This is a genomic window from Streptomyces sp. NPDC017246, assembly GCF_044331325.1.
GTDB lineage: Bacteria > Actinomycetota > Actinomycetes > Streptomycetales > Streptomycetaceae > Streptomyces.
Genome location: NZ_JBIRMW010000008.1, coordinates 368,428 through 387,262, shown reverse-complemented (window position 1 = coordinate 387,262; position 18,835 = coordinate 368,428). Strand labels below are relative to the sequence as shown.

Annotated in this window: 16 protein-coding genes; 9 read left to right on the top strand and 7 right to left on the bottom strand. The window is 71.1% G+C overall.

From position 1 onward, the window contains the following. Window positions 1–89: 89 nt before the first annotated feature. From ACH4MY_RS21405 to ACH4MY_RS21380, 6 genes are all read left to right on the top strand, one after another. Window positions 90–884 (top strand): redox-sensing transcriptional repressor Rex, encoded by a 795-nt coding sequence (locus tag ACH4MY_RS21405; protein WP_398005287.1) that lies wholly within the window; start codon window positions 90–92, stop codon window positions 882–884. Continuing rightward, complete coding sequence (locus tag ACH4MY_RS21400) at window positions 881–2,236, top strand: glutamyl-tRNA reductase (protein ID WP_398005286.1); 1,356 nt, start codon at window positions 881–883, stop codon at window positions 2,234–2,236. Before ACH4MY_RS21405 ends, ACH4MY_RS21400 begins: the two co-directional genes overlap by 4 nt. Beyond that, a complete protein-coding gene (gene hemC, locus ACH4MY_RS21395) occupies window positions 2,233–3,219 on the top strand; it encodes a hydroxymethylbilane synthase (protein ID WP_398005285.1) in 987 nt (328 codons plus the stop codon). The genes ACH4MY_RS21400 and hemC overlap by 4 nt, the downstream gene beginning before the upstream one ends. Continuing rightward, window positions 3,216–4,886: a uroporphyrinogen-III synthase gene (locus tag ACH4MY_RS21390; protein ID WP_398005284.1), complete on the top strand. Its 1,671-nt coding sequence runs from the start codon at window positions 3,216–3,218 to the stop codon at window positions 4,884–4,886. The genes hemC and ACH4MY_RS21390 overlap by 4 nt, the downstream gene beginning before the upstream one ends. Before the next feature lie 211 nt (window positions 4,887–5,097). After that, window positions 5,098–6,099, top strand: coding sequence for a porphobilinogen synthase (hemB, locus tag ACH4MY_RS21385; RefSeq protein ID WP_398005283.1), 1,002 nt, complete (start codon window positions 5,098–5,100; stop codon window positions 6,097–6,099). A gap of 96 nt (window positions 6,100–6,195) precedes the next feature. Beyond that, window positions 6,196–6,465, top strand: coding sequence for a DUF1876 domain-containing protein (locus ACH4MY_RS21380; RefSeq protein WP_398005312.1), 270 nt, complete (start codon window positions 6,196–6,198; stop codon window positions 6,463–6,465). Window positions 6,466–6,537: 72 nt separating this feature from the next. Here ACH4MY_RS21380 and argS read toward each other — a convergent pair whose 3' ends face one another. Beyond that, window positions 6,538–8,334 carry an arginine--tRNA ligase gene (gene argS, locus ACH4MY_RS21375; RefSeq protein WP_398005282.1) on the bottom strand — a complete coding sequence of 599 codons (1,797 nt, stop codon included), beginning with the start codon at window positions 8,332–8,334 and terminating at the stop codon, window positions 6,538–6,540. Window positions 8,335–8,541: 207 nt separating this feature from the next. On the opposite strand from argS, the gene lysS reads away from it, so the two are divergent. Further along, window positions 8,542–10,266 carry a lysine--tRNA ligase gene (gene lysS, locus ACH4MY_RS21370; protein ID WP_398005280.1) on the top strand — a complete coding sequence of 575 codons (1,725 nt, stop codon included), beginning with the start codon at window positions 8,542–8,544 and terminating at the stop codon, window positions 10,264–10,266. A gap of 108 nt (window positions 10,267–10,374) precedes the next feature. Here lysS and ACH4MY_RS21365 read toward each other — a convergent pair whose 3' ends face one another. The 3 genes from ACH4MY_RS21365 to ACH4MY_RS21355 form a co-directional block, all read right to left on the bottom strand. Next, window positions 10,375–11,625, bottom strand: coding sequence for a DUF2637 domain-containing protein (locus tag ACH4MY_RS21365; protein WP_398005278.1), 1,251 nt, complete (start codon window positions 11,623–11,625; stop codon window positions 10,375–10,377). Between the two features lie 154 nt (window positions 11,626–11,779). Then, window positions 11,780–12,514, bottom strand: coding sequence for a DUF3558 domain-containing protein (locus ACH4MY_RS21360; RefSeq protein ID WP_398005276.1), 735 nt, complete (start codon window positions 12,512–12,514; stop codon window positions 11,780–11,782). A gap of 130 nt (window positions 12,515–12,644) precedes the next feature. Beyond that, on the bottom strand, window positions 12,645–13,586 hold the full coding sequence (locus ACH4MY_RS21355) for a DUF3558 domain-containing protein (RefSeq protein ID WP_398005275.1): 942 nt from the start codon (window positions 13,584–13,586) through the stop codon (window positions 12,645–12,647). 174 nt (window positions 13,587–13,760) lie between these two features. On the opposite strand from ACH4MY_RS21355, the gene ACH4MY_RS21350 reads away from it, so the two are divergent. Further along, a complete protein-coding gene (locus tag ACH4MY_RS21350) occupies window positions 13,761–14,954 on the top strand; it encodes an RtcB family protein (protein ID WP_398005273.1) in 1,194 nt (397 codons plus the stop codon). A 570-nt stretch (window positions 14,955–15,524) separates the two neighbouring features. Here ACH4MY_RS21350 and ACH4MY_RS21345 read toward each other — a convergent pair. Together ACH4MY_RS21345 and ACH4MY_RS21340 are read right to left on the bottom strand one after the other, a co-directional pair. After that, a complete protein-coding gene (locus tag ACH4MY_RS21345) occupies window positions 15,525–16,289 on the bottom strand; it encodes an SDR family NAD(P)-dependent oxidoreductase (protein WP_398005271.1) in 765 nt (254 codons plus the stop codon). A gap of 65 nt (window positions 16,290–16,354) precedes the next feature. Continuing rightward, on the bottom strand, window positions 16,355–16,690 hold the full coding sequence (locus tag ACH4MY_RS21340) for a YnfA family protein (protein WP_398005269.1): 336 nt from the start codon (window positions 16,688–16,690) through the stop codon (window positions 16,355–16,357). 75 nt (window positions 16,691–16,765) lie between these two features. Between ACH4MY_RS21340 and ACH4MY_RS21335 the strand changes: the two genes are divergently transcribed. Continuing rightward, window positions 16,766–17,290, top strand: coding sequence for a hypothetical protein (locus ACH4MY_RS21335; RefSeq protein WP_398005267.1), 525 nt, complete (start codon window positions 16,766–16,768; stop codon window positions 17,288–17,290). A gap of 27 nt (window positions 17,291–17,317) precedes the next feature. Here ACH4MY_RS21335 and ACH4MY_RS21330 read toward each other — a convergent pair whose 3' ends face one another. Next, window positions 17,318–18,742 carry an FAD-dependent monooxygenase gene (locus ACH4MY_RS21330; protein WP_398005265.1) on the bottom strand — a complete coding sequence of 475 codons (1,425 nt, stop codon included), beginning with the start codon at window positions 18,740–18,742 and terminating at the stop codon, window positions 17,318–17,320. Between the last annotated feature and the right edge of the window lie 93 nt (window positions 18,743–18,835).

The window sequence follows — 18,835 nt, the reverse complement described above, 5'->3', positions numbered from 1 at the left end:
CACGCGTTCACAAAGACATAGCCTGCATTCGACGGGGCGGTCTTGGGACATATGGCCGCCTGCAGCCCCGCTCATCCCGCAGGAGCACCGTGGCAACTGGCCGAACTCACCGACCGGCGACCCGTAGCCGAGGAATTCCCGAGGCCACCGTCGCCCGGCTTCCGCTGTATCTGCGCGCACTCACCGCGCTCTCGGAGCGCTCCGTACCCACGGTCTCCTCCGAAGAGCTCGCCGCCGCGGCGGGGGTCAACTCCGCGAAGCTGCGCAAGGACTTCAGCTATCTCGGCTCCTACGGCACCCGCGGTGTCGGCTACGACGTCGAGTACCTCGTCTACCAGATCTCCCGTGAACTGGGCCTCACCCAGGACTGGCCGGTCGTCATCGTCGGCATCGGCAACCTCGGCGCCGCGCTCGCCGGCTACGGCGGCTTCGCCTCCCGTGGCTTCCGCGTCGCCGCGCTGATCGACGCCGACCCCGCCATGACCGGCAAGCCGGTCGCCGGGATCCCCGTCCAGCACAGTGACGACCTCGAGAAGATCATCGAGGAGGACGGCGTCTCCATCGGCGTCATCGCGACCCCGGCCGGCGTCGCCCAGCAGGTCTGCGACCGGCTCGTGGCCGCCGGAGTCACCTCCATCCTGAACTTCGCCCCGACCGTGCTCTCCGTGCCCGACGGCGTGGACGTCCGCAAGGTCGACCTCTCCATCGAGCTGCAGATCCTCGCCTTCCACGAGCAGCGCAAGGCCGGCGAGGAGTCGAACGCCGAAGCCGACGCGAGTGCCGAGGCGGACACCCCGGCCGTCGCGCCGCCGGCCCCCCGCGGCGCCACGGGCGGCAACCGCAAGGGACCCGACGGGGACGTCCCCGCCGTGATGCCGGCATGAGCCTCCTCGTCGTCGGCCTCAGCCACCGCAGCGCACCCGTCTCCATCCTGGAGCGGGCCGCACTGGCGGCGGACACCCAGGCCAAGCTCCTCCAGGACACCCTCGCCGCCGAACCGGCCGCCGAGGGCACCGTCCTGGCCACCTGCAACCGCATCGAGCTCTACGCCGACGTGGACAAGTTCCACGCCGGTGTCGCCGAGCTGTCCACGCTGCTCGCGCAGCACAGCGGCGTCGGCCTGGACGAGCTCACCCCCTATCTCTACGTGCACTACGAGGACCGGGCCGTCCACCACCTCTTCTCGGTGGCCTGCGGGCTCGACTCCATGGTCGTCGGCGAGGGCCAGATCCTCGGCCAGATCAAGGACGCCCTCGCCCTCGGCCAGGAACTGCACACCGCCGGCCGCCTCCTCAACGACCTGTTCCAGCAGGCCCTGAGGGTCGGCAAGCGCGCCCACAGCGAGACCGGGATCGACCGGGCCGGGCAGTCGCTCGTCACCTTCGGCCTGGAGCAGCTGGCCGACGGCACCGACGTCGACACCTGGGCCAAGGACAAGAAGGCCCTCGTCATCGGCGCCGGATCGATGTCCTCGCTCGCCGCCGCCACGCTCGCGCGCTCCGGTGTCTCCGAGATCGTCATCGCCAACCGCACCCTCGCCCGCGCCGAGCGGCTCGCCCAGATCCTGAACGAGCCCGGGGGCACGGGCGTGACCGCCCACGCGGCCGAGATGGTTGCCGTCGGCGACGAACTGACACGTGCCGACGTCGTCGTCTCCTGTACCGGCGCCACCGGACTCGTCCTCACCGGCGACGACATCGAGACCGCCGTCCAGGGCCGCCGCGCCCCGCTCGCCCTGCTCGACCTCGCCATGCCGCGCGACATCGACGCCGCCGCCCACCGCATCCCCGGAGTCCGGCTCGTCGACATCGAGTCGCTCGCCGAGGCCTCCGCCGACGCCCCCATGGCCGCCGACGTCGACCGGGTCCGCGGCATCGTCTCCGACGAGGTCGCCGCCTTCGGCGCCGCCCAGCGCGCCGCCCACATCACCCCCACCGTCGTCGCCCTGCGCACCATGGCCGCCGACGTGGTGGCCGGCGAGGTCGCCCGGCTCGAGGGCCGGCTGCCCGGCCTCGACGACAAGCAGCGTGCCGAGATCACGCAGACCGTGCGACGCGTGGTCGACAAGCTCCTGCACGCGCCGACCGTGCGGGTCAAGCAGCTGGCCAGCGAGCCCGGCGGCGCCGGGTACGCGGACGCGCTGCGGACACTCTTCGACCTCGACCCGGAGACGGTGGCTTCTGTCAGCCGGGCCGACCTGAATGACGCCGACGTCAAGAACCGAGGGCGAGTATGACCGAGAGGGCACTGAGGCTCGGGACCAGGCGCAGCAAGCTCGCCATGGCCCAGTCCGGGCACGTGGCCGACGCCGTCCGGCGGCTGACCGGCCGGCCCGTCGAGCTCGTGGAGATCACGACGTACGGGGACACCTCCCGGGAGCACCTCGCGCAGATCGGCGGCACCGGCGTCTTCGTCGCCGCCCTGCGCGACGCGCTGCTCGCCGACGAGGTGGACTTCGCCGTCCACTCCCTGAAGGACCTGCCGACCGCGCAGCACCCCGACCTGGTGCTGGCCGCGATCCCGGAGCGCGAGGACCCGCGCGACGTACTGATCGCCCGCGACGGACTGACGCTGGACCGGCTGCCCAAGGGCGCCCGGGTCGGCACCGGATCGCCGCGACGCATGGCCCAGCTCCACGCCTACGCGCGCAGCCACGGCCTCGAGATCACCTGCGTCCCGATCCGGGGCAACATCGACACCCGGGTCGGCTACGTACGCAGCGGAGAACTGGACGCGGTGGTTCTCGCCGCGGCCGGCCTCAACCGCATCGGCGGAACGGAGGAGCTCACCGGCTCCCTGTCGCTCGACCACCTGTCGGTCGACACCGTCCTGCCCGCCCCCGGCCAGGGGGCCCTGGCGATCGAGTGCCCGGCGTCCGACGCCGAACTCGTCACCGTGCTCGGCGCGCTCGACGACCCGCACACGCGGGCCGCCGTCACCGCAGAGCGATCCCTGCTCGCCGCCCTGGAGGCCGGCTGCTCCGCACCTGTGGGTGCGCTGGCCGACCTGCTGGCCGACGACCCCGGTCACGGGCAGGTTGTCACCGAAATGCGCCTGCGCGGCGTCGTCGGCACCACCGACGGCTCGACGCTGGTGCAGCTGTCCACCACCGGACCCGTACCCACCTCGCACGACGAGGCCATGGCGCTCGGACGCGAACTCGCGGACGAAATGCTCGCCAAGGGTGCGGCCGGTCTTATGGGGGAGCGAGCACTTTGAACCCCACCAGCCCGACCACCAGCCCGCTGTCCCCGGCCTTCGCGGGCCATGGGCACGTCACATTCCTCGGCGCAGGCCCCGGTGACCCCGGACTCCTGACCCTCAGGGCCGTGGAGGCCCTCGCCGGAGCGGATGTCCTGATCGCCGAGCCGGAGGTGCTCGAGGTCGTTCGCGGCCACGCGCGCGCGGGGGTGAGCACGCCGGAGCTGACGGTTGTTGACGAGGCGTCAACAACCGCCGGTGTCCCCGTGTTGAGGGACGCGGCCAATCTTGTCATGGAGGCCGCGAGGGGCGGCAGGCGGGTCGTCCGAGCGGTGACCGGCGACCCCGGCCTCGACGGGAACGCGGGAGCCGAGATGCTCGTCTGCGCCGCCGAGGGCATCCCCTTCGAGGTCGTCCCCGGCGTGGCCACGGCCGTCGGCGTACCCGCGTACGCCGGTGTCCCGCTCCGCGACGCCCAGGGCACCGACGTGCGCTTCGTCGACGCCCGCACCGCCGACGAGCGGTGCTGGAACGAGGTCGGCGCCTCCGACGGCACCGTCGTCGTGTCCACCTCGCTCGACTCGGTGGCCGCCGCCGCCGGTGAACTGGTGGCGGCAGGCCGTAAGCCGGACACCCCGCTCACCGTCACCATCGCCGGCACCACCACCCGGCAGCGGACCTGGAACGCCACGCTCGGCACCATCGCCCAGGTCTTCAAGCAGGGCAAGGTGCTCCCCTCGCCCGAGGGCCACCGGCCGGTCATAGCCGTGGTCGGCGAGCGCAGCGCCCCGGCGCAGCGGGACCAGCTGTCGTGGTTCGAGTCGAAGCCCCTCTTCGGCTGGCGGGTGCTCGTGCCGCGCACCAAGGAACAGTCCGCGTCGCTCTCCGACCAGCTGCGTTCCTACGGCGCCGTGCCGCACGAGGTGCCGACGATCGCCGTCGAGCCGCCGCGCACCCCGCAGCAGATGGAGCGGGCCGTCAAGGGCCTGGTCACCGGACGCTACGAGTGGATCGCCTTCACCTCGGTCAACGCGGTCAAGGCGGTGCGGGAGAAGTTCGAGGAGTACGGGCTCGACGCGCGTGCCTTCGCCGGGATCAAGGTCGCGGCGGTGGGCGAGCAGACGGCCGCCGCGCTCGTCGACTTCGGTGTGAAGCCGGACCTCGTGCCGAGCGGTGAGCAGTCCGCCGCCGGCCTCCTCGAGGACTGGCCGCCCTACGACCCGGTCTTCGACCCGATCGACCGTGTCTTCCTGCCGCGGGCCGACATCGCCACGGAGACGCTGGTCGCCGGGCTCATCGAGCTCGGGTGGGAGGTCGACGACGTCACCGCGTACCGGACCGTACGCGCCTCGCCGCCGCCGGCCGACACCCGCGAGGCGATCAAGGGGGGCGGGTTCGACGCCGTTCTCTTCACGTCGTCCTCCACCGTGCGGAACCTGGTCGGCATCGCCGGCAAGCCGCACAACGTGACCGTCATCGCGTGCATCGGACCCGCCACGGCCAAGACCGCCGAGGAGCACGGACTGCGGGTGGACGTGCTGTCGCCCGAGCCGTCCGTGCACAAGCTCGCGGAGGCGCTGGCGGACTTCGGGACGCGGCGGCGGGAGGCCGCGCTGGAGGCCGGGGACCCTGTCACCCGGCCCAGCGAGCGGCGCCCCGGCGCACGGCGGAGGCGGACCACGTAGTAGGTGGCGCTCCGGGGCGGGGCCTTTCACAGGCCCCGCCCCGCTGCTTTTCAGGTCCCGGCGGTGCGGGTACGGGCCGCCGCCCCGGCGCCGCCGGGGCATGCCCACCCGTTCCGGCCTGCGGAACGACCGACCACACCCCCGGGGAACCCGTCGCGAGGCAACATCGTGTCGGTAAAAGCACTCTTTGGGCGGGCGTAGCCTCGGGATTATGAACTCGTACGGATCCTTTCCCGGGGCGCGGCCGCGGCGGCTGCGGACGACGCCCGCCCTGCGGCGGATGGTGGCCGAGACGCGGCTGCATCCCGCCGATCTGATCCTCCCCGCGTTCGTGCGCGAGGGGATCACCGAGCCCGTGCCGATCCAGGCCATGCCCGGAGTCGTCCAGCACACCCGCGACACCCTGCGGAAGGCCGCGGCCGAGGCCGTGGAGGCCGGAGTCTCCGGGATCATGCTCTTCGGCGTGCCCGAGGACGCCAAGAAGGACGCCGCCGGCACGGCGGGCACCGACCCCGACGGGATCCTCCAGCTCGCGATCCGCGACGTGAAGGCCGAGGTCGGCGACGAGCTCGTCATCATGTCCGACCTGTGCCTCGACGAGTTCACCGACCACGGGCACTGCGGCGTCCTCGACGCCCACGGCCGCGTCGACAACGACGCCACGCTGGAACGTTACGCCGAGATGGCCCAGGTCCAGGCCGACGCCGGCGTCCACGTCGTCGGCCCCTCCGGAATGATGGACGGCCAGGTCGGCGTGGTCCGCGACGCCCTCGACACCATCGGCAAGGAGGACGTGTCGATCCTCGCGTACACCGTGAAGTACTCCTCCGCCTTCTACGGCCCCTTCCGCGAGGCCGTCGGCTCCTCCCTCAAGGGCGACCGCAAGACCTACCAGCAGGACCCGGCCAACCTCCGCGAGTCGATGCGCGAGCTCGCCCTCGACCTGGAGGAAGGCGCCGACATGGTGATGGTGAAGCCCGCCGGACCGTACCTCGACGTCCTCGCCAAGGTCGCCGCGTCCGTGGACGTACCCGTCGCCGCCTACCAGATCAGCGGCGAGTACGCGATGGTCGAGGCCGCCGCCGAGAAGGGCTGGATCGACCGCGACAGGGCGATCCTGGAGACCCTCACCGGCATCCGGCGCGCCGGCGCGCAGATGATCCTCACCTACTGGGCCACGGAGGTCGCCCAGAAGCTCGGCCGCGGGTACTGAACCGTCCCGGTCCCCGGCCAGGGCTGGTGAGAGGCCGCCGTCCGGCGCACTCTGGAGAGGTAGCCGACAGGTACCTCGCTGGAGGTGGTCCTCATGATGCACACGCTTGTCGGATGGCATGTGGAGATGGAGTTCCAGGAGGAGGGTGACCGGACACGGGCCGCGGCCATGGTCCGGCTCACCGACGGCACCGAGTTCCGGGCCCACGGAACCGCCAACCGTCACCCCTCCGATCCGGACCAGCTGAGGGTGGGCGAGGAGATCGCCGGCGCACGCGCGCTGATGGACCTCGCCTCCCAGCTGCTCCAGAAGGCCCACACGGAGATCGACGAGGTGACAGGCCGGACCTCGCACACCATCCGTTGACAGAAGGCCCCGGCACGGGAATCCGCGCCGGGGCCTTCGTCGTACGGCGGCCGCGTCCGACGGCCTGCGGTCTCAGAGACGCTCGGGCGTCCTGATGCCGAGGAGCGCCATGCCCTGGTGCAGGGTGCGGGCGGTCAGGTCGGAGAGGAAGAGGCGGTTCTCCGCGACATCCTGCGCCGGCGCGGGCTTGATGACCGGGCACTCCGAGTAGAACGTCGTGAACAGCGACGCCAGCTGGTACAGGTACGCGGCCAGCTTGTGCGGGGCGTACTCCGCGGCCGTCTCGGAGATCACCTCGCCGAACTGGTCCAGGTGGAGCCCGAGCGCACGCTCGGCCGGGGCCAGCTCCAGCTCCGGGTGGGCGAGCGGCGTGCGGTCGCCGGCCTTCCCGAAGATCGACCTGACCCGCGCGTACGCGTACTGCAGGTACACCGAGGTGTCGCCGTTCAGCGAGACCATCTGGTCGAGGTCGAACTTGTAGTCACGCGCGGCCGACGTCGACAGGTCGGCGTACTTCACCGCGCCGATGCCCACGTACTGGCCGTTCTCGACGATCTCCGACTCGGTCAGGAGCGTCTCGCCGGACTTCTCGAAGTAGTCCTCCGCCTTCTCGCGCACGACCGACGTCGCGCGGTCCACGGCCTCGTCCAGCAGATCCACCAGCCGGACCGTCTCGCCCTCACGGGTCTTGAACGGCTTGCCGTCCTTGCCCAGGACCGTGCCGAAGGCCAGCTGGACGGCCTTCACGTCCTCGTTCAGCCAGCCGGCCCGGCGGGCCGTCTCGAAGACCATCTTGAAGTGCAGCGACTGGCGGGCGTCGACCACGTACAGCAGGGACGTCGCCTTCAGGTTCTGCACCCGGTCGCGGATCGCGGACAGGTCCGTCGCCGCGTACCCGAAGCCGCCGTCGGACTTCTGGACGATCAGCGGGGTCGGGTTGCCGTCCGGGCCCTTCACGTCGTCGAAGAAGACACACAGCGCGCCCTCGGAGCGGACGGCGACGCCCGACTCCTCGAGGATGCGGCAGGTCTCCACCAGCATGTCGTTGTAGCCGGACTCGCCGACCACGTCGGCGTCCCGGATGTCCATGTCGAGCTTGTCGAAGACCGAGTAGAAGTAGATCTTCGACTCGTCGACGAACCGCTGCCAGAGCGCGAGCGTCTCCTCGTCACCGGCCTGCAGGTCCACGACACGCGCACGGGCCCTCGTCTTGAACTCCTCGTCGGAGTCGAAGAGGGCACGCGAGGCCTTGTAGAGCCGGTTCAGGTTCGACATGGCCTCCTCGCCGGAGACCTCCGAACCGTCCTCGTCCCGGTGATCCAGCTCGTGCGGGTGCTCGATCAGGAACTGGATGAGCATGCCGAACTGGGTGCCCCAGTCGCCGATGTGGTGGCGACGGACCACGCTCTCGCCGGTGAACTCCAGGATCTCGACCATCGCGGCGCCGATCACGGCGGACCGCAGGTGCCCGACGTGCATCTCCTTCGCCACGTTCGGCTGGGCGTAGTCGATGACCGTCGTGCCCGCCGACTCGTTGAACGGGACGCCCAGCCGGGCGTCGGCGGCGCGGGCCGCCAGGGTCCGCACGATCGCCGCGTCCGTCACCGTGATGTTCAGGAAGCCGGGACCCGACACCTCGATCTCCCGGAGGACGTCGTTCTCCGGGATCGCGGCGACGACCTGCGTCGCCAGCTCGCGAGGGTTGCCCTTGAGCCGCTTGGCCAGCGCCAGGATGCCGTTGGCCTGGAAGTCGGCCCGGTCGCTTCGTCGGAGCAGCGGGTCGGCGGACGCGGCCTCCGGCAGGGCTGCCGAAAGGCCGTCCGCGAGGCGCTGCTGCACGGTCGAAGCGAGGGAAGGGACCGAGGCCATGAGCTTCCGTTCCTGTTGAGTTCGTCAGGTCTGATTCGCTTGTCAAGTGTCCCATGGGAGCGCAACGTGATTTCCCCGCCTGTGGACAACCGCGGGCCGCGTGGAATCTCCGGCTGTGGACAACCTCGGAGTGCGCTCTTCCGTCTGGGAGAATGGCTCACGTAGGGCTGTCAGGCAGCACTCCTCAGGAAGAAGGACGTACCGACCGTGGCTCAGAGCAGCACCGAGACCGACTGGGTCTCCCGTTTCGCGGACGAGGTCATCGCCGAGTCGGAGCGACGTGCGCCTGGCAAACCGGTCGTCGTCGCCTCCGGCCTCTCCCCGTCCGGCCCGATCCACCTGGGCAACCTCCGCGAGGTCATGACCCCGCACCTGGTCGCCGACGAGATCCGCCGCCGGGGACACGAGGTCAGGCACCTCATCTCCTGGGACGACTACGACCGCTACCGCAAGGTGCCGAACGGCATCGAGGGCATCGACGCGTCCTGGGCCGAGCACATCGGCAAGCCGCTGACCTCCGTCCCGGCCCCCGCCGGCTCGCGCCACCCCAACTGGGCCGAGCACTTCAAGGCCGCCATGGTCGAGTCGCTGGCCGAGCTGGGCGTCGAGTACGACCCCATCAGCCAGACCGAGCAGTACACCGCCGGTGTCTACCGCGAGCAGATCCTGCACGCCATGAAGCACCGCGGCGACATCGACGCCATCCTCGACCAGTACCGGACGAAGAAGGCCCCGAAGAAGCAGTCGCAGAAGCCCCTCGACGAGGCCGAGCTGGAGGCCGAGGAGGGCTCCGGCGCAGCGAGCGAGGACGACGGCTCCGGCGGCGCCTCCGGCTACTTCCCGTACAAGCCGTACTGCGGCCGGTGCGAGAAGGACCTCACCACCGTCACCTCGTACGACGACGAGACCACCGAGCTGGCCTACACCTGCACCAACTGCGGCCACGCCGAGACCGTCAAGCTCAGCGAGTTCAACCGCGGCAAGCTGGTCTGGAAGGTCGACTGGCCCATGCGCTGGGCGTACGAGGGCGTCATCTTCGAGCCCTCCGGCGTCGACCACTCCTCGCCCGGCTCCTCGTTCGTCGTCGGCGGCCAGATCGTCCGCGAGATCTTCGACGGCGTCCAGCCGATCGGCCCCATGTACGCCTTCGTCGGCATCAGTGGCATGGCCAAGATGTCCTCCTCGCGCGGTGGCGTCCCGACCGCCGCCGACGCGCTGAAGATCATGGAAGCGCCGCTGCTGCGCTGGCTGTACGCCCGCCGCCGGCCCAACCAGTCCTTCAAGATCGCCTTCGACCAGGAGATCCAGCGGCTCTACGACGAGTGGGACAAGCTGGAGGCCAAGGTCGCCGACGGCACCGTGCTGCCCGCCGACGCCGCCGCCCACACCCGCGCCGCCCGCACGGCCGCCGGCGAGCTTCCGCGCACCCCGCGCCCGCTCCCGTACCGCACGCTCGCCTCGGTCATGGACATCACCGCCGGCCACGACGAGCAGACCCTGCGGATCCTGACCGAGCTCGACCCCGAGAACCCCGTCACCTCCCTCGACGAGGTCCGGCCGCGTCTCGACCGCGCCGAGAACTGGATCACCAACCAGGTCCCGGCCGACCAGCGCACCATCGTCCGCGACGAGCCCGACACCGAGCTCCTCGGCTCCCTGGACGGCGAGGGCCGCGAGTCGCTCCGCCTGCTCCTGGAGGGCCTCGACACCCACTGGTCGCTCGACGGGCTCACCACCCTCGTCTACGGCGTCCCGAAGATCATGGCGGGCCTCGACCCCGAGGCGAAGCCCACGCCCGAGCTGAAGCTGGCACAGCGCGCCTTCTTCGCCCTGCTCTACAAGCTCCTCGTCAGCCGGGAGACCGGACCGCGCCTGCCCACGCTGCTGCTCGCCGTCGGCGCGGACCGGGTGCGCAAGCTCCTCGGCGCGTGAGCGTGCGCACCACCGCGTGACCCGACCACAGGAAAGGGCCGCCGCCCGGAATCCGGGCGGCGGCCCTCTCACATCCTCGCGCACCTCACCCGCGGCGCCCCGCGGGCATCAGGGAGTGCGGTAGTCCTGCATGTCCTGCTGGATCTGCTGCTGGACCCCGGGGATCACCTGCTGCAGCAGAGCCGGGTTACGGAGATCCTGGACGCCGTAGTGCTCGGCGACCATCGCCGCCAGCTCCCCGTCCTCCGGGAACCGGTCGTTCTCCACGGCATACGCCCAGGTCAGCTTGTAGACGACCTCGCGGAACTCCTCGACCTCCTGAGGCTCCGGCTGCTCCTCCACGTACTCGGGGTACTCGACGAACTCCTCCGGCCCCGGCGGGGGCACATCGTCGGGACCGAGCGGAACCGGCACCGGGATCGGCTCCAGACCATCGACGATCTGAGGGTTGTACGAACCCTGGTAGACGTCCGGCCGCGCCGCCTGGTCGGCCGCGAACCACGGGCTCCCCTCGGGACCCTGCGGGACGTCCGGAAGCGCCTGAGGGCCCGCCGCGAGCTGCACCGGACGGCCCTGCTCAAGCGGACGGCCCTGCTGGAGCGGCGGGGACTGCTGGAGCGGCGCGGACTGCTGGAGCACCGACTGCTGAGCCGCCTGCGGCTGCGGAGGCAGCACGGCCGGCTCGATACCGGCCGCGGCGAGACCCGCCGCCGCCGTCTCCGCCAGCGGCACCCCGTACCGCGCCAGCCGCAGCGGCATCAGCGCCTCCACCGGCGCCTTACGACGCCAGTTCCGGCCGTACCGCGCCTGCAGACGCGCCTGGTAGATCAGCCGCTCCTGCTCCAGCTTGATCACCTGCTCGTACGAGCGCAGCTCCCACAGCTTCATCCGGCGCCACAGCCGGAACGTCGGCACCGGAGAAAGCAGCCAGCGGGTCAGCCGGACACCCTCCATGTGCTTGTCCGCCGTGATGTCCGCGATCCGGCCCACGGCGTGACGCGCGGCCTCGACGGCCACCACGAACAGCACCGGGATCACCGCGTGCATCCCGACACCCAGCGGGTCCGGCCAGGCGGCCGCGCCGTTGAAGGCGATCGTCGCCGCCGTCAGCACCCAGGCCGTCTGCCGCAGCAGCGGGAACGGAATCCGCAACCACGTCAGCAGCAGATCGAGGGCGAGCAGCACACAGATGCCCGCGTCGATGCCGATCGGGAAGAAGTACGAGAAGGTGCCGAAGCCCTTGTCCAGCGCGAGCTCGCGCACGGCGGCGTACGACCCCGCGAAACCGATCCCCGCGATGATCAGCGCACCGGCGATGACGAGGCCGATGAGTATTCGGTGTGTGCGTGTCAGCTGCATCGCGGCCACCCGCGATCCCTCCCGTCATTCGACATCTCGCGCGCACAGAGTGGCACACGTGTACGGAGCCCGGCCCTCGGGGGAGGGACGGGCTCCGCACCGACACGCCGTCCTGCGCTGGTTTGTGACTACTTGTCGGGACCCGACGCCCCGACTACTTGTTCGCGGCGGCGACAGCGGCCACAGCTTCCTTGGCCGCCTTCACCGCACCGTCCATGACCGTCTTCTCCGACGGAGTGGCCGCGCCCGCGTACCCGGCGCCGTTGTACGAGAGCAGCACCAGCACATTGCCCGTACGCGCCACGACGGAGGCGTAGACGAAGTCCTCGTCCGTCTTGCGCAGCTGGTAGGCGACCGTCTTCGCCTCGTCGCCGATGCCCGTGGCCGTGGTCGTACGGAGCTTCTTCGCGCCCGGGGTCTCCTCGACCTTCGCCAGCTCCTTCGCGAGGTTCTCCACCGCGCGCTCCTGGCCGCTGCCGAGCGAGGCGTCCGACTCGTACCGGTAGAAGGACACATCGAGCCAGCGGTACTGCGAGCCCTTCACACCCTTGTCGTCGAGACCGTTCCACGAGCAGCCGGTACGGCTGGCGAGGTCACTGGAGATGGCCGGCGTGCCGCTCTTCGTCTTCGCCTTGGGCACCAGCGAGGCCGTCGTCTTCGCGGTGATCGCCTTGCAGGCCTGGGGCAGCTCCGCGAACTTCGCCGGCTCGACCGTCTTCGTCGTCCGCGCGGGCGAGGGAGTGGCGGACGCCGACGCGCCGCCCTTGTCCTTCGCACCCGCACCGGAACCGCCGTCGCCGGAGTCCGAGGAGCAGCCGGCGACGACGAGCATCACCGGGACGGCGGCGCAGGCGAGTATGCGGGTGAGTCGCGGGGCAGTTCGCTGCATGGTTCCTTCAGTCGCTCGTCGTACGGTCCGGCCGGTGCTCCGGCGGCCACGGGTACGGCCACGGCGTGGGGCCACGGGTACGCCGACACGTTACGTGGTGTCCGTCCGCTCACGGAGCGGACGGAGACGGCTACTCCTCCAGGCGCTCGGCGAGCAGCCGGGCCAGATTCCGGGCCTTTTCCTGCAGTTCCGCGCTGTCGGGGGCCTCGGCGGAGCCGGTCGTCTGCTCCCGGTAGGAGACGGTCACGATGACGTTGGATGTGCGGAACACCACGCTGATCGCACGCTGACGGCCGTTCGCACCGACCGTGCTCAGCGCGTCGTCGAGGTACGCGATGTCTCCGAGACCGCCGAGGACACGGGGTTCGAGGCCCGTGGAGGTGGGGTCGGCGGGGGTGGCGCCGGAGCCGGTGGCGGGCGCCCCCGAGGCGGGGGTTCCGGTGGCGGAGGGCGTGCCGTCCGCCGGGGGCTTGCCCGCGGTGGCACCCGGCGCGCCCGACGCCGTCCTGCCCGGGGTGGAGGCGCCGGTCGTCGGGGTGCCCGTGCCCGGGGACGTCGGTGTGGGCGGGGCGGTCGTGGGCGGTGCGGTCGGCGGCAGCGGGATGCCCGCCGCGAGCTGCTTGCGGACGTACACCTCCTGCGCCCGGTCGTCGTCGCTCACGGCGGTGTCGTACGAGACCACCCGCTCGATGTCGAGCACGAGCCGGTGCGAGATGTCCGGGGTGTCCGCCTTCCACGTGCACCCGACACGGCGGTCGGTGTCGTACGTCACGGCGGCGACACCGCGGTACGCCTTGTCCCGCTCGGGGTCCGCCAGGGCGGCGGCGCCCGGAAGCAGGTCCTTGAGCGTGGCCTGCGGGACGGCGCCGCACGGCTCGAAGAGCGTGCGGTAACGGCCCGGGGGCGCGATCGGCGCGGCGGGGCCCGCCTTGGCGTCGACGGCGACGTCCTCGGCCGGGGTGCCGGCGGAGCACGCGGTGAGGCCGATTCCCAGGCCGAGGCCGAGGGTGAGAACGACGGCGGTGCGAGCCGCGGACCCGGTCCGGCCGGGGGCGTACCTCTTTCGCTGCACGGTCCCAGGCTCCCTTCTCCCGAAGTCTTTCCCTAAAACTGTTTGCCGCGCGAACCCGGCCGATGGACACAATGTCTATCGCACACGCAGCTGTTGATGCCGGTCCGCTGTCACCTGTACGGGCTTTGGCGCCGGTTTTTGCGTTATCAGACTTTTCGGGGGAATCGAGGAAGTATGTCGTACGTAGAGGTACCTGGGGCGAAGGTTCCCATCAGGATGTGGGCCGACCCCTCCACGGTGGAGGGCGGTGCCATGCAGCAGCTGCAGAACGTGGCGACGCTGCCGTGGATCAAGGGCCTCGCCGTGATGCCGGACGTGCACTACGGCAAGGGCGCGACGGTCGGGTCGGTCATCGCGATGCAGGGGGCGGTCTGTCCGGCGGCGGTCGGTGTCGACATCGGCTGCGGGATGTCGGCCGTCAAGTCGTCGCTGACGGCGAACGACCTGCCGGGTGATCTGTCCCGGCTCCGGTCGAAGATCGAGCAGGCGATTCCGGTGGGGCGGGGGCTGCACCGGTCCGAGGTGGACCCGGGGCGGCTCTACCAGTTCCCGACGTCGGGGTGGGACGACTTCTGGTCGCGGTTCGACGGGGTTGCGGATGCGGTCAAATTCCGTCAGGAACGGGCGCGACAGCAGATGGGAACGCTCGGATCAGGTAATCACATGATCGAGATCTGTCTGGATGAGTCAGGTTCGGTCTGGCTGATGCTGCACTCCGGGTCCCGCAACATCGGCAAGGAGCTGGCCGAGCACCACATCGGCATTGCCCAGAAGCTGCCGCACAACCAAGGCCTGGTCGACCGCGACCTGGCGGTGTTCGTCTCCGATACGCCGCAGATGGCGGACTACCGCAACGATCTGTACTGGGCGCAGGAGTACGCGAAGTACAACCGCGCGATCATGATGGCGCTCCTGAAGGAAGTGATCCGCAGGGAGTTCCGGAAGGCGAAGGTCTCCTTCGAGACCGAGATCTCCTGCCACCACAACTACGTGGCGGAGGAGCGGTACGAGGGCATGGACCTGCTGGTCACGCGGAAGGGCGCGATCCGGGCCGGCTCCGGAGACTTCGGGATCATCCCCGGGTCGATGGGAACCAGCTCGTACATCGTGAAGGGTCTCGGCAACGAGAAGGCCTTCAACTCCGCGTCGCACGGTGCGGGGCGGCGGATGAGTCGGAGCGAGGCGAAGCGTCGCTTCACGGTGCGGGACCTGGAGGAGCAGACACGGGGCGTGGAGTGCCGCAAGGACTCAGGCGTCGTGGACGAGATCCCGGGCGCGTACAAGCCGATCGAGCAGGTCATGGCCCAGCAGCGGGACCTGGTCGAGGTCGTCGCCAAGCTGAAGCAGTTCATCTGCATCAAGGGCTGAGGCCCCGGCATGGCAGTGGGCCCTGGCACGGACGGCCAGGGCCCACCCACGGCTTTCAGCGAGCGGTGGGCGCCTCGGGCGGCTTGGGGACGCGTCCCGTGTTCAGCCGCCAAAGGCGCAGTGAGCAGCTCTGCTCGGTCCGTCCCAGCGCTTCGGCCGCAGCCTTCGCGTCGCCGAGGGAGAGAAGGACGCGGTCCTCTCGGACCATCCAGCGGCAGCCCGGGGGCCTGACTCGCATCCCCTCGGGGCGCGTCCAGGAAGACAGCGATGCAGCGGCGTTCCGCTTGCGCTCCAGGGCGAGGCAGCCCGGGTCCGTTCGGTGATGCTGCTGTTGTACGGGGTCAGCCGCTGGAACTCGCGGAGGATCTCGATGTCCCGCGCGTTGATCTCGACGGTCAGTCGCCCCCGGTTGCGCGTCTGTTCGCTGAGGTGCCCGTCTGCCTGGAGGAAGCCGAACATGTACGCGTAGCGGGGGTCTTCGAGGTCCATGAAGGGCCGCGCGGTGGGCGTGAGGGCGCCGAGGTCGAAGAGTGCGGGGGCGCTGGTTCACCCGTACGTGTCGCCGTGGGCTCAGAGCTCGCGGTGGACCTTGGTGTTGGAGGCCTGGGCTCGGGGGCGGACCACCAGGAGGTCGATGTTGACGTGCGGGGGGCGGGTGCAGGCCCAGGTGATGGTGTCGGCCACGTCGTCCGCGGTGAGGGGTTCGGCCACGCCCGCGTAGACCTTGGCGGCCTTGTCGGTGTCGCCCCGGAAGCGGGTGGTGGCGAACTCGTCCGTCTTGACCATGCCGGGGGCGATCTCGATGACGCGGACCGGGGTGCCGACGATCTCCAGGCGGAGGGTCTCGGCGAGGACGCGGGCGCCGTTCTTGGCGGCGACGTAGCCGGCGCCGCCCTCGTAGGTGGAGTGGCCGGCGGTGGAGGAGAGGACGACGACCGTGCCGTCGCCGCTCGCGGTGAGGGCCGGGAGCAGGGCCTGGGTCATGTTCAGGGTGCCGATGACATTGACCTCGAACATCTGGCGCCAGTCGGCGGGGTCGCCGGTGGCGACGGGGTCGGCGCCGAGGGCGCCGCCGGCGTTGTTGACCAGGACGGCGAGGGACCGGAAGGCGGAGGCGAACTCGTCGACGGCCGCGCGGTCGGTGACATCGAGGGCGTAGGCGGCGGCCTGGTGGCCGGCCTCGTTGAGTTCGGCGGCCAGGGCCTCGATGCGGTCCTTGCGCCGGGCGGTGAGGACCACGCGGTAGCCGGCGGCGGCCAGCTGCCTGGCCGTGGCGGCGCCGATTCCGCTGCTCGCTCCGGTGATGACGGCGATGGGGGTACCGGGGGCAGTCATGACGTGGTGCTCCTCGCGCAGGTGGTCGATTACGTCGATCGCCCGGCCAGGATAGGTGGAGTCGGTCAGCGGCCTCGCGGGGCGTACATGATCACGGCCATGCCGGCGAGGCAGACGAGTGCGCCGATGACGTCCCAGCGGTCGGGGCGGTAGCCGTCGGCTGCCATGCCCCAGACGATGGATCCGGCGACGAACACTCCGCCGTAGGCGGCGAGGACACGGCCGAACTCGGCGTCGGGCTGGAGGGTGGCGACGAAGCCGTAGATGCCGAGGGCGAGGACTCCGCCGCCGATCCAGATCCAGCCGCGGTGCTCGCGGACGCCCTGCCAGACGAGCCAGGCGCCGCCGATCTCGAAGAGCGCGGCGAGGGCGAAGAGGGCGATGGAGCGGGCGGTGACCATGAGGGCAGGGTGCCATGGGACACGCTGGCCGATGGGTTGTCGGAATATCAGATGATCTGTGGCTATTTTGTGCCCATGCATGGAATCCGGAAAGGTGTGCTCGGGGTCGCTCTCGCGGCCACGGTGGTGATGGGCGCGGGCGCGAGTGCCGGGGCCGTGGGGCCGGGGCCGGCGTCGGGATCGGCCTCGGTGGGGGTGCGGGGGGTGGCGGCCGGGACCGAGGCGGATCTGGCCCATCACGGGAATGTCTCCCTCTGGGACGGGCGGGTCGGCGTCTGGCTGGTGAGTGAGAACCTCGGTCCCTCCGACCTCTCCCAGGCGACGGTCCGGCTCGCCTTCTCCGTGCCGATGGCGGGTGGTCAGGAGCTGCCGCCGGCCTGTCTGTGGAGCAGTGACCGGGTGGTGTCCTGCCGGACGGGCGAGCTGAGGGTCACGGGGGGCTTCGGTGAGCTGGGGCTCGATCTGCGGACCGCGGGTCTGCCGGACGAGCTGACCGTGGACATCACCACGGCCTGGCGGGACGGGGCGGCCGACCGGCACCCGGGGAACGACCGGCATCGGGTGCTCGTGCTCGCCACCGGTGATCCCTACGTCTTCTGATTCCCGCTCCGGTTTCCGGCCGGGGCCTCAGTGGTTCGTCCATTGGACGTAGCCGTCGGGGCGGACCAGGACCACCGCCCGTCGTGCCGGGTCCGTCCAGGTGGCGCGGACGAGGCGCTTGGGGGAGACCGGGGCGGTGTCGGGCAGGGCCGGGAGTTCGCCCTCGGGGGCGATCAGGACGAACTCTCCCTCGCGCAGCAGCTCGTAGAGCCGCCCCTCGCGCAGGCGCGCGTCCGGTGCGCGGCGGCCTGCCGGGCGGCTCGAGCCCGCCGGGGGTGCGTAGGCGATGCCGATGCCGCTGATCATGCCCATGGCGCGGGCCGCGGCCGGGCGTACCGCGCCGAGGAGGCGGGCGGCGAGGGAGCGGGCAGCGCGGGTGAGCGGGGTGTGGGCCATCGCGAGGCGCACCAGGGCGCCGCTGGTGCGCAGCACCCGGGCGCCGACCGGGTGGCGCTCGGAGTGGTAGCTGTCGAGGAGGGCTTCGGGGTCGGGTGCGTCTCCGCGCAGGACGGCGGTGAGCTTCCAGGAGAGGTTGGCGGCGTCCTGGAGGCCGGTGTTCATGCCCTGGCCGCCGGCGGGCGAGTGGGCGTGGGCGGCGTCTCCGGCGAGGAAGACCCGTCCCACGCGGTAGGAGGGGACCTGGCGCTCGTCGCTGTGGAAGCGGGAGATCCAGCGGGGGTCGTGCATGCCGAGGTCGGTGCCGAGGGCGCGGCGGGTGATCTCGCGGATCTCGTCCAGGTCGACGGGTTCGGTGTCGGCGACCTGGCGGGTGCGGCTCCAGCCCATGACGCGGTACCAGCCGTCGCCGAAGGGGGCGAGGAAGGCGAAGGTGTCGCCGGAGCCGCTGACGCTGAACGCGTCGGCGGGTTCTTCGGCGAGGCGGACGTCGGCGAGGACGATGGAGCGGATCACGGAGCCGCCGGGGAAGGGCAGGCCAAGGGCGGTGCGGACGGCGCTGCGGACGCCGTCGGTGCCGACCAGGTGGCGGGCGGTGAGGGCGAGCGGGGTTCCGTCGGGGTCGGTGAGCTCCGCCGTGACCGTGTCGGCGTCCTGGCGCAGTGCGCGCAGTTCCGTTCCGTACCGGAAGGTGACCCCGGCGGCCACCGCCCGGCGCTCCAGGAGGCGCTCGACCTCGTACTGCGGGGTGACGAGCAGGTGGTTGAAGCGGCTGGGCAGCCGGCCGAGGTCGAGGTCGAGGCGGCCGAAGAGCCGTGCGCGGTCGAGGGTCGTGCCCGTGGCGAGGAGTTCGTCCGCGAGGTCGCGGGCGTCGAGCTGCTCCAGGGTGCGGGCGTGGACGCCGAAGGCGCGGGTCATGTTGGCGAGGCCGTGCGGGCGGCGCTCGACGAGGGTGACGTCGATGCCGGCGGTGGCGAGGTCTCCGGCGAGGAGCAGGCCGGTGGGGCCGGCGCCGATGACGAGTACCTGTGTGTCGGTCGTTTCCGTGGTGCTCATGGCTGCCTCCGGGGTGCCCACGACCGTTGGCCAACATCTGTTGGTCAACGCTTGTTGGCAACTGTAGGGGTGGCCCGGATGGAGTGTCAACGC

Excerpts from the sequence above, each read along its gene's own strand:
- ACH4MY_RS21400 (WP_398005286.1), top strand. The coding sequence starts at position 881 with ATGAGCCTCCTCGTCGTCGGCCTCAGCCACCGCAGCGCACCCGTCTCC.
- hemC (WP_398005285.1), top strand. The coding sequence starts at position 2,233 with ATGACCGAGAGGGCACTGAGGCTCGGGACCAGGCGCAGCAAGCTCGCC.
- hemB (WP_398005283.1), top strand. The coding sequence starts at position 5,098 with ATGAACTCGTACGGATCCTTTCCCGGGGCGCGGCCGCGGCGGCTGCGG.
- ACH4MY_RS21380 (WP_398005312.1), top strand. The coding sequence starts at position 6,196 with ATGCACACGCTTGTCGGATGGCATGTGGAGATGGAGTTCCAGGAGGAG.
- argS (WP_398005282.1), bottom strand. The coding sequence starts at position 8,334 with ATGGCCTCGGTCCCTTCCCTCGCTTCGACCGTGCAGCAGCGCCTCGCG.
- ACH4MY_RS21365 (WP_398005278.1), bottom strand. The coding sequence starts at position 11,625 with ATGCAGCTGACACGCACACACCGAATACTCATCGGCCTCGTCATCGCC.
- ACH4MY_RS21360 (WP_398005276.1), bottom strand. The coding sequence starts at position 12,514 with ATGCAGCGAACTGCCCCGCGACTCACCCGCATACTCGCCTGCGCCGCC.
- ACH4MY_RS21350 (WP_398005273.1), top strand. The coding sequence starts at position 13,761 with ATGTCGTACGTAGAGGTACCTGGGGCGAAGGTTCCCATCAGGATGTGG.
- ACH4MY_RS21345 (WP_398005271.1), bottom strand. The coding sequence starts at position 16,289 with ATGACTGCCCCCGGTACCCCCATCGCCGTCATCACCGGAGCGAGCAGC.
- ACH4MY_RS21340 (WP_398005269.1), bottom strand. The coding sequence starts at position 16,690 with ATGGTCACCGCCCGCTCCATCGCCCTCTTCGCCCTCGCCGCGCTCTTC.
- ACH4MY_RS21335 (WP_398005267.1), top strand. The coding sequence starts at position 16,766 with ATGCATGGAATCCGGAAAGGTGTGCTCGGGGTCGCTCTCGCGGCCACG.
- ACH4MY_RS21330 (WP_398005265.1), bottom strand. The coding sequence starts at position 18,742 with ATGAGCACCACGGAAACGACCGACACACAGGTACTCGTCATCGGCGCC.